The sequence below is a fragment of the Marinilactibacillus piezotolerans genome (assembly GCF_900114235.1).
GTDB lineage: Bacteria > Bacillota > Bacilli > Lactobacillales > Carnobacteriaceae_A > Marinilactibacillus > Marinilactibacillus piezotolerans.
The window spans coordinates 1-10,340 of sequence record NZ_FOSJ01000064.1; the positions used below are offsets into that span (position 1 = coordinate 1).

The 10,340-nt window shown below is 34.8% G+C and carries 10 protein-coding genes; 6 read left to right on the forward strand and 4 right to left on the reverse strand.

Going from position 1 to position 10,340, the window contains the following annotated elements; genetic code table 11:
* Window positions 1-480, forward strand: a 480-nt coding sequence (locus BM212_RS11080) for an IS66 family transposase (protein WP_143744933.1), incomplete at its 5' end; no start/stop codon positions are given.
* Window positions 481-735: 255 nt separating this feature from the next.
* On the opposite strand, the gene BM212_RS11085 is transcribed toward BM212_RS11080, so the two are convergent.
* Together BM212_RS11085 and BM212_RS11090 are read right to left on the reverse strand one after the other, a co-directional pair.
* Window positions 736-1,809 carry a S66 family peptidase gene (locus BM212_RS11085; RefSeq protein ID WP_091898566.1) on the reverse strand — a complete coding sequence of 358 codons (1,074 nt, stop codon included), beginning with the start codon at window positions 1,807-1,809 and terminating at the stop codon, window positions 736-738.
* 55 nt (window positions 1,810-1,864) lie between these two features.
* Complete coding sequence (locus BM212_RS11090) at window positions 1,865-2,158, reverse strand: DUF1294 domain-containing protein (protein WP_218149720.1); 294 nt, start codon at window positions 2,156-2,158, stop codon at window positions 1,865-1,867.
* Window positions 2,159-2,392: 234 nt separating this feature from the next.
* Here BM212_RS11090 and BM212_RS11095 point away from each other — a divergent pair, with 234 nt between their 5' ends.
* Complete coding sequence (locus BM212_RS11095; protein ID WP_245750970.1) at window positions 2,393-2,875, forward strand: GNAT family N-acetyltransferase; 483 nt, start codon at window positions 2,393-2,395, stop codon at window positions 2,873-2,875.
* A 151-nt stretch (window positions 2,876-3,026) separates the two neighbouring features.
* Window positions 3,027-3,860: an HAD family hydrolase gene (locus BM212_RS11100; protein ID WP_091898570.1), complete on the forward strand. Its 834-nt coding sequence runs from the start codon at window positions 3,027-3,029 to the stop codon at window positions 3,858-3,860.
* 253 nt (window positions 3,861-4,113) lie between these two features.
* On the opposite strand, the gene BM212_RS11105 is transcribed toward BM212_RS11100, so the two are convergent.
* Both BM212_RS11105 and BM212_RS11110 read right to left on the reverse strand, forming a co-directional pair.
* The gene (locus BM212_RS11105) at window positions 4,114-6,126 is read right to left on the reverse strand and encodes a methyl-accepting chemotaxis protein (protein WP_091898572.1); all 2,013 of its coding nucleotides are present in this window, start codon (window positions 6,124-6,126) and stop codon (window positions 4,114-4,116) included.
* A gap of 227 nt (window positions 6,127-6,353) precedes the next feature.
* Window positions 6,354-7,061, reverse strand: coding sequence for a YjjG family noncanonical pyrimidine nucleotidase (locus BM212_RS11110; RefSeq protein ID WP_072694193.1), 708 nt, complete (start codon window positions 7,059-7,061; stop codon window positions 6,354-6,356).
* Window positions 7,062-7,192: 131 nt separating this feature from the next.
* Between BM212_RS11110 and BM212_RS11115 the strand changes: the two genes are divergently transcribed.
* The 3 genes from BM212_RS11115 to BM212_RS11125 form a co-directional block, all read left to right on the forward strand.
* Window positions 7,193-7,639, forward strand: coding sequence for a hypothetical protein (locus tag BM212_RS11115; protein WP_091898573.1), 447 nt, complete (start codon window positions 7,193-7,195; stop codon window positions 7,637-7,639).
* 372 nt (window positions 7,640-8,011) lie between these two features.
* Window positions 8,012-9,433, forward strand: a complete 1,422-nt coding sequence (locus BM212_RS11120; RefSeq protein WP_091898575.1) for an aspartate ammonia-lyase — start codon at window positions 8,012-8,014, stop codon at window positions 9,431-9,433.
* A gap of 664 nt (window positions 9,434-10,097) precedes the next feature.
* A partial coding sequence (locus BM212_RS11125; RefSeq protein ID WP_143744947.1) for a helix-turn-helix domain-containing protein occupies window positions 10,098-10,340 on the forward strand: 243 nt, incomplete at its 3' end.

Below are 10,340 nucleotides of genomic sequence, written 5' to 3' on the forward strand. Positions count from 1 at the left end.
AAGGGAGTCACGCTGTGTAACGAGTTATTTGCGTTGGATAAGTCCCTCAAGGACTTATCTGTTAGCGAACGGTATGATCAGCGCTTAGAACTAGTGAAGCCAAAGCTTGAGGCGTTTTTTGACTGGTGTGAATCCCTAACTGCGCATGGCAAACTTGGCACAGCGATCAACTATGCGCTGAATCAGAAAGAGCGAATGATGAACGTTCTGAAGGACGGCCGTCTCGTGCTATCCAACAATCTAGCCGAACGTGGCATCAAGTCACTCGTTATGGGCAGAAAGAACTGGCTGTTTTCAAAATCTTTTGAGGGTGCTCATGCCGTTGCGACTATTTTGAGTCTCGTCGAGACGGCCAAATCCAACGGATTACATCCACGAAAATATCTGGACTACCTCTTAACTTATCTTCCAAATCGACAAAATACACCTTTGGAGGCTTATTTGCCATGGAATCCAAAGGTGCAGATGGAATGTCGCTAGACATTCAGTATATTATACTCTTCGGACATTTCTTATTATAGAGGTGTCCGATTTTTATTTGTAGGTACTCAGCTATTCATCGCTTACTTTGTAGTGGTTATTAGTTGGGCTTGGTTATCGTAATAGTTATTCGTTTGACTTATCTTTAAATTAATTAAATTCAATAAAAAAACCGTAGACAACTCTAATTTGTCTACGGTTTTGATACGATATCTAATTATCAACAATCCTAATAATCAAAAACTTACTATATAGCTATGCAAAATATGATTCGTTAAATTTTACTGATTTCTTTTCAGTATCTATAGTGACTTCGATCCCATATGGCAAAAGACAACGGGGACAAGCATGTCCAAAAGGTAAATTATATAAGACCGGTAATGTCTCATCGTTAATAACCTCTTTGTAAATACTTTTATATTCTTCATAATATATATTATTTTGTGGTTTACCAATTAGTACACCATTCACCCTTGAAAATACACCATAATCTTTTAAAGTCATTAACATACTTCTTAGATCTTCAGGTATCGGACGCTCTTCACTTGTTTCTAAAAAAAGAATTTTCTCGTTCCATTCTTCTTTCCAAGGGAAAATTTTATACTTTTCTATTATTTCCGGTTCATCTTCATAACGAGCGCCTGTTAAAGAATCACATAAACTTTCCAGACAGCCGCCCAATAACCTACCGCTGGTTTTCCTTTTTCCAGATAATACTTCGATCCCGTTTTCTTCAAAATGTCGCTTACGTTCAGTTCCTATAGCTTTAGAAGAAAAGTCGGTTCTTTCTTCATACCACCATTCAGTTGAAGGGATTTCTGTTAATTCATGATCCTCAAAATAACCTTCTAGAGAACGTTTCGTATAAGGTAAAAGCTCCTCTGCTAATTCAGCAATATCACTTAAAAAATTTGGACCATAAAAAGATTCCATTCCTAATCGATGGAACATTAAATGATTGATTGTTGTATCTGAAAAGCCTGTGAAAATTTTAGGAAAGTTATGTACTGCATGAATAAATTCCTCGTCTTCCATCAAGTATGGCAGCAAACGATAAGTATCGTCCCCACCAATAGCACATATTATTCCTTTTATGGACGGATCCATAAATGCTTCTTTCAAATCTTCTGCCCGCCATTCAGGATGTTTTTCCAAACTATCCACCCCTTTTAAGGCATTAGGCATAATAATCGGTATTAGACCTAAAGCTTTTAATCTTTTCTTTCCTATTTCTAGCTGATGCGCTGCAAATGACTCTCCTAAAACACCACTTGATAAACTAACAACAGCTACTTTATACCCTTTTTTCAGACCCTTTGGCTTAATCAATATGTCCATCTCCTGTTTTGACTTTCCCTTTTAAAATATCTATCGCAAAAAATATTTATGATAAATAGAATAACACAATCATGATACTCACAAAAGACAGTAAAGCAGCTATTGGAACTGATAATTTAAATATAAGCTTTTGTGTTTTATGGCGAAACATCCCCATACTTACCCAAGCGCCTATTCCTCCAAATAAAAAAGAACAGATGAGCAGTTGTTTTTCTGAAATTCTATATTTATGTTTTATAGCTCTTTGTTTGTCAATGTAAAATAAGGTAAAAGTATACAGATTCATCATTAATATCGTACTTAATAAAATGATCTGGATACTTGAAAGTGATTGATTCATAAAACCCTCCATAATTTTCAAATTAAAATCCTCGCTGTTTTTAGTAGTCTCCTATATTTTCTTTGAAAAGTATACCATATTCAATTTAACTAATTCCGTTTAGCGAGAGATGAATCATTATTATAAAGAAACATTAATGAAATTCAGTTAATCATTTAACATATTCCATGTATAACATTGAATGATTCGTGAAACCCTCGTATACTTTATTTATAAGTTAAAAGGAGAATGCTTTTGAAAACTAAAGAATTAACATTCAGATTTGCAACAAAAGAAGACATTCCGCTGATTATGAAGTTTATCAAAGATTTGGCTATCTATGAAAAAATGCTGGATGAAGTTGTCGCAACCGAAGCATTGCTTGAGGAATGGCTGTTTGACAAAAAAAGAGCTGAAGTCATTTTAGCGGTGGTAGAAGGTAAAGAAATCGGCTTTGCTCTATTCTTTCATAATTTTTCAACATTTTTAGGTCGCTCTGGAATTTATCTGGAAGATTTATATGTAGATCCAGCCTTTCGAGGATACGGATATGGTAAAAGTATCTTAAAGTATTTAGCAAAAATCGCTGTTGAAAGAAAATGTGGCAGGTTAGAATGGGTTTGTCTGAACTGGAATAAACCTAGTATTGATTTTTATTTATCACTAGGAGCAAAACCCATGGATGACTGGACTATTTACCGCATTTCCGGTACTACATTAAATGAACTCGCAGATTGACATGGAACTTGAAAAACAGATAAACGCAGCTCATTACTATAACTGCGTTTATTTATATTGCATACTTTAAATTCAGTGCTTACTATGAAATTTAAAATCATTATCAATTAATAGAACGCTGGCTTATCAGGAAAAGAAAGGTTGAATAAGTATGAACTCCAGACAAATCCAATTAGTGATAAGTGATATCGATGGAACTATTTTAAACGATCATCACTTAGTTGATGATCAATTAAAAGATATTCTACCAGTATTGCACCAAAAAGCTATTCCTTTTATTTTAGCTTCTGCTCGTTCACCAAAAGGTATGATTCCTATTACAGAAGAACTTAATATAACTGATAATCCGATCATCTGCTATAATGGAGCACTAGTTTTAAAAAAACAAAAATCCGGGCATTATACTTCTCTATTTAGTCATGAATTAGATAGAGAAGAGGTCCGACTAATAGTTGATATTATTAAAAGTGAATTCCCTGAGGTCGCTATAAATCTATATTCTGGCAGTGAGTGGTACGTAGCTAAAAATGATAAATGGACAAAGATAGAAGCTGATATTACGAAAGAGCATCCTATCGTAAAGAACATTCAACAATTATTATTGAATGTTGCTTTACCTATTCATAAGCTGCTACTAATTGGTGAATCTGAAGAAATCAAACAACTTCTTGAATATTGTACTAATTTACGTTTACCAAATAGCTCATTTTATTTATCAAAAGATAATTATTTAGAAATCACTCATCGTGATGTATCTAAAGATAAAGCATTAGTAGAGCTATCGAAGTACTATGATGTCCCTTTAGAAAACACAATGGCTATAGGAGATAATTTTAATGATATTCCTATGCTTTCTTTAGCAGGGCTTGGAATCGTAATGGACAATGCTCCTGAAGAGGTAAAGAAAAGTACAAATTTAAAAACAACTGACAATAATAATAATGGGGTTTCAAAAGCTATAAGAAAATTTATTATAGATACTTAAAATAGTTGTCCAAAATTCAAGGTCCCTATAATTTTTACTAATAAATTCTTTTTTATTAGTAAATTAATTCTATAAGATTAGTTTTTTGATTATATTAGAACTTGGTTGAATCAAATTATTTTCATTAGTCTTTTATGAGGTCAGGAGACCTTTTATAACTCCCTGTTGCATGATTAATCTTTCAAATGTTACACAAAAAGCCGATCAAGCTATATACTTGATCGGCTTTTTGCTTATCTAACTATCTACATTTCTACGATTTGAATCGTTCTATTTGCTGAACAAGCTTTTTACTTGATACTTGTAAATCTTCAACAGATGAAGTGATAGTTTCAAGAGCGATTAGCTGTTCACTCGCAGAAGCACTCACTTCTTCTGAAGCAGCTGCACTTTCTTCCATTACTACCGCAATTTCTGCAATAGCAGAAACAACTTTTTCTTTATTTTTCTCAATTCCATTGATATGGTCAGTCATTTGAGAAACGAGTGTACTCATCTCTTGATTGCGTGCCGCAATGTCATCAAATGAAGAGACAGTCTTTTCTGTAATTTCGTATTGTTCTGTAGAAAGTTTTCTTGCACTAGCCATTTCTGAAGATGCGTTCAAGACTTTTGCTTGAATCTCTTCCATAGATCCTCGGATATTTTGAGTAGCCTTTGCTGTTTCTTCTGCCAGTTTACGAACTTCTTCTGCAACGACTGCAAAACCTTTGCCATGTTCTCCAGCTCGAGCAGCTTCAATAGAAGCGTTCAGGGCTAGTAAATTAGTCTGTTCTGAAATAGAAGCAATCGTGCCGACTACTGAAGAAATATCAACCATTCGTTCTGATAATTCTTGAACAACGTCTTCTACACGTCCAATCATTCCATCAGTTTGTTCTGCTTTAACTTGCAGAACAGCAGTCTGTTCGCTACCATTTTTATTTGTCTCATCTACTTTTTGAGACTGCTGATTCAACGATTTTGAAATTACAGACAAAGCAGTTAATTTTTCTGAAAGATCGGTTGTTTTCTGCGAAGATTCTTCTGCAGAGGCTGCAGCAGTCGTTGTTCCTTCTGCAATGTCTTGAATAGCACGATTAATTTGTTCGCTAGATGCCATCGTTTCTTCCGATACCGCACTCAATTGTGAAACTGCATCAGATGAGGTATGAACGGACTGCCGAACTGAAGCTACAAGTTTTCGTAAATTTTTAACCATTATATTAAAGCTGGTTGTAAGTTCTCCAGTTTCATCATTTGTACTTACAGATAGTTGACGAGACAGATCTCCCTCTGCCACCTGTTTCACTTCTTCATTAAGTGCACGGATTGGTTTAGTAATGCGACTGGCAAGAAAAAACATTCCCACCGCAGAAAGAAGGACAAGAACGCCTGCAATAATAACCACATTTCTCAGTAGCGCATTTACTCCTGCATAGACTTCTGATTCTGGAAGCACCAAACCAAGTGTCCAGCCATTCTGTTCAAGAGTAGTATGCGAGACAACGGCATCTCCATCCGGAAATGATACACGCTCAGATCCAGTATTTGCAAAAGTACCAGCAATTTCTTCCAGTACAGGATCATCCTCTATTGAAGCAGCATTTGGATGTGCAAGGAAGTTCCCTGCTTCGTCCATCAAAAATGCCCAGCCATTTTCTCCAACCTCAAGGTTCTCTGCCATTTGTTGAATTTGTTGTGCATCCATATCGCTAGATATGACTCCTTGAAGCGTACCATCTGGTCGATAAAAAGGCGTACCGGCAGTTACGAGCGTTTTATTTAAAGTCTCATCAAAATACGGCACAGTCCATGCAGTAGCTCCTTTTTCTACTCCTGCTGTGTACCACTCTTGTGAAGGATAATCATATTCTTCTGTTTCATATTCTTGAGTAAACACAACATTCTCTTCATCTTCATAGGTATATGGTCCAAAGTACTCAACATTCTCATCATATGCGAAAGGCTCGTACCAGACACCAATTCCATAAGTTGCTTCATTCAACGCTACAAGACGTTCTTGTAACGCTGCATAAGCCTCTGCATTTAATTCAGTGCCTTCTTCTCCAACAACTTCAGCAAGTGCCTCTCCAACACGCTGATGTTCTGAAAGTTGCTTTTCCATTTCTCCGGCAGTTTCTCCAGCCTGTCGGGCAAGTCTTTCCTCAATTTGTTTTTCTATTTCTCCTTTAGCAAAGCTATAGCTTACTCCAGTAATCATGAGTACTACCATAATCATGACCGGAATAAAACTAAGGATTTTGGCACGAATTGAAAATTTCATAACCTTCTCCCCCTCCTATTTGTTACTATTTATATATCGTAAAAATAAGAAGAAAATTAAGGAATCAAGAGATTTTCCAAATATACATAGAATAATTCTTACACTTTTCTGACATAAATATTTTAAGTAATTCAAAGTCCCTAAAGAAAATTATCTTTTTGACATTATTTTCCTTTTTCCATCTATTAATGGTGATTTTTACATTACTTGTTTATCAGACTTTTAAACTATTTAAAAACTATCGACTGTGTCCTCTTCACTATTTCATCAAATGATTGCGCTTCGTAATCAGGTATTATACCTGAATCATTTTTCAGTCTGAATGGATTGAACCAGATATTTCTGATTCCAGAGTTAATCGCTCCTTGAATATCCGAATGTAGGGAATCTCCAATCATTAGTGTATTTTGTGGTTGCATTCCTTTATTCCGATCCATCAGAATATCAAAAAATTTCCGATGAGGTTTGGCATATCCAATTTCGTCTGAAATAACGATATCTTCGAAAAGCATCTCTAATCCGGTACCTTTTAATCGATTTCTTTGGGTGGATGATTTCCCATTGGTTCCAGCAATGACTTGAAAGTTTTGCTTTTTCAAATGCAGCAGCATCTCTTTTGCTCCCTTTAAAACAAAGAAATTCTCATCAAGATAGCTCCGATATTCCATTTCGAGGAGCTTACCATCTGCTTCAACCCCAAATTCTTGATAAGTTTTTGAAAAACGAGTATCTAATAATTCTTTTGCTGAAGCACCCTGTTCAATTTGCCTCCAGATTGCGTTATTTACCTGTTTAAAAGTCGGCAGCCACTGGTCAAAATGAACATCTTGTATCACATGATTCTTAAAAACTTTATTCAATCCGTCCTTTTCACCCTTTTTAAAGTCCAAAATCGTATCGTCTAAATCAAAAATCAAATAACCTTTATAACTCATTTTAAATCCTCCATCAAATTTTCTATAATTCTATTTTAACGGAAAATACTCATTAGTCTATGAACTATCTCAGTTTATTGATAAATGATATAATGAACAGTAGAAAAACAGATTTTGATAAGGAGATTTTCATGACTATTCCTACTATAACCTTAATGGATGCCTATATGATAGAAACGCTTTTTTCAAAGGGTATTAAAAAAGAAGATTTTCTTCATACAATGAACGAGAAAAATCTAGATAAATATGTACATTTTGATGATTCTTTTGACTATTCAGAACTAAGTACTTCTGTGCAAGGGAAAGAATCATTATTTGAAGAAGCTATTAAAAAAAATCAGTATGCTATAAGTTACTTAACAATCGGAGGGTTGAAAAATCTTCTTAAAATCAAATATGAATTTGTAGAAGAAGAAGATTACCTTCTCTATGATCAGAAATTAGAAAATTTAACTGTGAATCAAAAGCAGCTAAAAGAAATCAAAGCATTAGTCAGTTCAGCATGGAGAGTTATAGAAACTGATGAAAAATCTAATCATTCAGTTACTATTTCTATTTTACATGTGAGCATTCTTTAAAGAATGCATCATGCTTATTGAATACTAGATCAACAAACAGGTGCAGCTTTTTAATATTTTTTATACTCCATTTCCAACAATGTAGAATACTCAATTCTACATTGTTTTTATTTTCCTCATCTATCTGACTTATAAACTAGTATTTATAGTTAAGCTATATAAAAATCCAGACCACTTTCTTTATTAAAACTATACTTAATTATCTAAAGTTTTCCTTGAAAATAAATTATTTTATACTCTCAAAACAAACTATACCAATTACTTATTTTGTTCGTTGTTTCCTCTGTTTACTCTCTCACCAAGGCATGGTATCTTCATACCTGTAATTTCATTAATGATGTTTATAATAAGAAATCAAGGAGTGTAGAAGAAATGCATACACGAATAGAATCTGATTCAATTGGTCCTTTATCCATTCCAAGCAATGCATACTATGGTGTTCAGACATTACGAGCGAAACATAACTTTTCAATCTCTGGAGAAAAACTGCATCTTTCCCTTATAAAAAATTTGGCTGTAATCAAAAAAGCTGCAGCAATAACAAACTTCCAAGAACAAAATATATCTGCTGATATTGCTGAGGCAATTTGCAAAGCAAGTGATGAGATTATTTCAGGTAAATTCCAAGAAGAGTTTATTGTAGATGCCATTCAGGGTGGCGCTGGAACTTCTGCAAATATGAATATCAATGAAGTACTAGCTCATCGCGCTAGTGAAATACTTGGAGGTACAAAAGATACCTATGATCTTGTTCACCCTAATGACCATGTCAACTGTTCACAGTCGACAAATGACGTTTTTCCGACGGCAGGAAAATTAACGGTTCTAGAACTAATGCCGCATCTAATCAACAATCTCTCCTACTTAGAAAATTTACTCGCTCAAAAAGCGGATGAGTTTTCAGATGTAATCAAAATGGGAAGAACCCAATTGCAGGATGCCGTTCCAACAACATTAGGCCGCTCTTTCAAAGCCTATCAATCTGCTGTATGCAGAGGTATTCATCATTTGTTAACCGTAACGGATGAAATGCATACCCTTAACATTGGAGGGACAGCTATCGGGAATGGACTGAATACTTCTCCAGGTTATTCTGCAACCATCGTTCAAAACTTAGCAAATGAATTGAAATTACCGTTAAAACAGGCAAACGATTTATACGATGCTACTCAAAACGCTGATAGTTTTGTCCAGGTATCAGGCGCTGTAAAAACTGTCGCAGTTATACTTTCAAAAATGAGTAATGATCTAAGGCTAATGTCCAGTGGTCCAAAGACTGGATTCAGTGAAATCAACTTACCTGATAAGCAAAATGGCTCATCCATTATGCCCGGCAAAGTCAATCCTGTTATTCCAGAAGTTGTCTCACAAGTAGCCTTTCAAATTATCGGAAATGATGTAACAATCACAATGGCAGCCGAATCCGGTCAATTGGAACTGAATCCTTTTGAGCCAATTATCTTTCGTAATTTGTTTAGTTCTATTGAACTTTTAACGAATGCTGCGTTAACGCTGGCCGATAACTGTATCGCTGGTATTACAGCCAATAGAGAGCATTGTCTTGAACAAGTGGAACGAAGTGCAGGAATCGCCACTGCTCTCTGCCCATTCATCGGATACAAAAGAGCAAGTGAAGTCGCAAAAGAATCTTTAAAAACTGAAATATCTATTCGAACAATTCTTTTAGAAAAGGATTGGTTAAGTAAAGAAAAAATCGACGAGATCATAGATTTGAAAAAACTTGCGGAAGGAATAACCCCTTCAATTAATCACCTGCATTCTATTTTAACTTGAAAAATCGACCTATACCAAAATTGAATTATTAAAAAAATCAGATTTTATGTAGTGCTAAAAAATAGTACAAATCTATCTGAGAAGGTATCTATGATGTTCATAAATTTGATCTTTCAAATACTCTGTAAAAAGAATATAATTTAAAACTGTCAAAAAATAATCAAAATTTTTGTTGACAGTGTATTACTTCTCTTGCTATAGTAATGACCAACAGGAAACATTAAATATAAATGCGTGAAAGATAAGTACATTTTGGAAGTCTTCATAGAGAGCCCAGTCTGGTGAAAAAGGGTAAGATGAAAAATCTGGAAAATGGTCTTTTAAAACTTGAAAATGATTTAACTTTCTAAGTTAACGTGGAATGAACGAGTTCTCTGGAATAAGTTCATTACGGCTGCACCCGTTACAGTGCCACAGTATTAAACACAATGATGGTGTCGTACTGTTTGAGGCAATGAGAAGCAATTCCGTTGTAAATCAAGGTGGTAACACGAATTTGACTATTTCGTCCTTGAAGGAGATTCGCAAAAAGCGAATTTCTTTCAAGGACTTTTTTTATATCTTGAATATACACTTTAAGTGCAACACTTAATCCTTAAAAAAGACCCCTAGCTAAATTCCAGTTAAAATAGGGTTGTCCACACTATTTGAAAGGAAGATAGCTATGAGCCACTATAACCATCTTACAATATTTGAACGAGAAAAACTATTTTTAATGTTCAACCAAGGTCATTCTATTCGCACTATTGCCGCTGCCGTCGACCGAAGTCCGTCAACGATCTCTAGAGAACTGAAACGTAATTTTAAGAAGGGGACTTATTCTCCTATCATTGCTCAGACGTTATATTCTTACAGAAAGCAAAACTGTGGGCGAAAGTTGATTTTGTCTAATCCCAAGGTTTGGAAA

Coding starts and splice junctions, on each gene's coding strand:
- BM212_RS11105 (WP_091898572.1), bottom strand. CDS start 6,126: ATGAAATTTTCAATTCGTGCCAAAATCCTTAGTTTTATTCCGGTCATG.
- BM212_RS11100 (WP_091898570.1), top strand. CDS start 3,027: ATGAACTCCAGACAAATCCAATTAGTGATAAGTGATATCGATGGAACT.
- BM212_RS11090 (WP_218149720.1), bottom strand. CDS start 2,158: ATGAATCAATCACTTTCAAGTATCCAGATCATTTTATTAAGTACGATA.
- BM212_RS11120 (WP_091898575.1), top strand. CDS start 8,012: ATGCATACACGAATAGAATCTGATTCAATTGGTCCTTTATCCATTCCA.
- BM212_RS11110 (WP_072694193.1), bottom strand. CDS start 7,061: ATGAGTTATAAAGGTTATTTGATTTTTGATTTAGACGATACGATTTTG.
- BM212_RS11115 (WP_091898573.1), top strand. CDS start 7,193: ATGACTATTCCTACTATAACCTTAATGGATGCCTATATGATAGAAACG.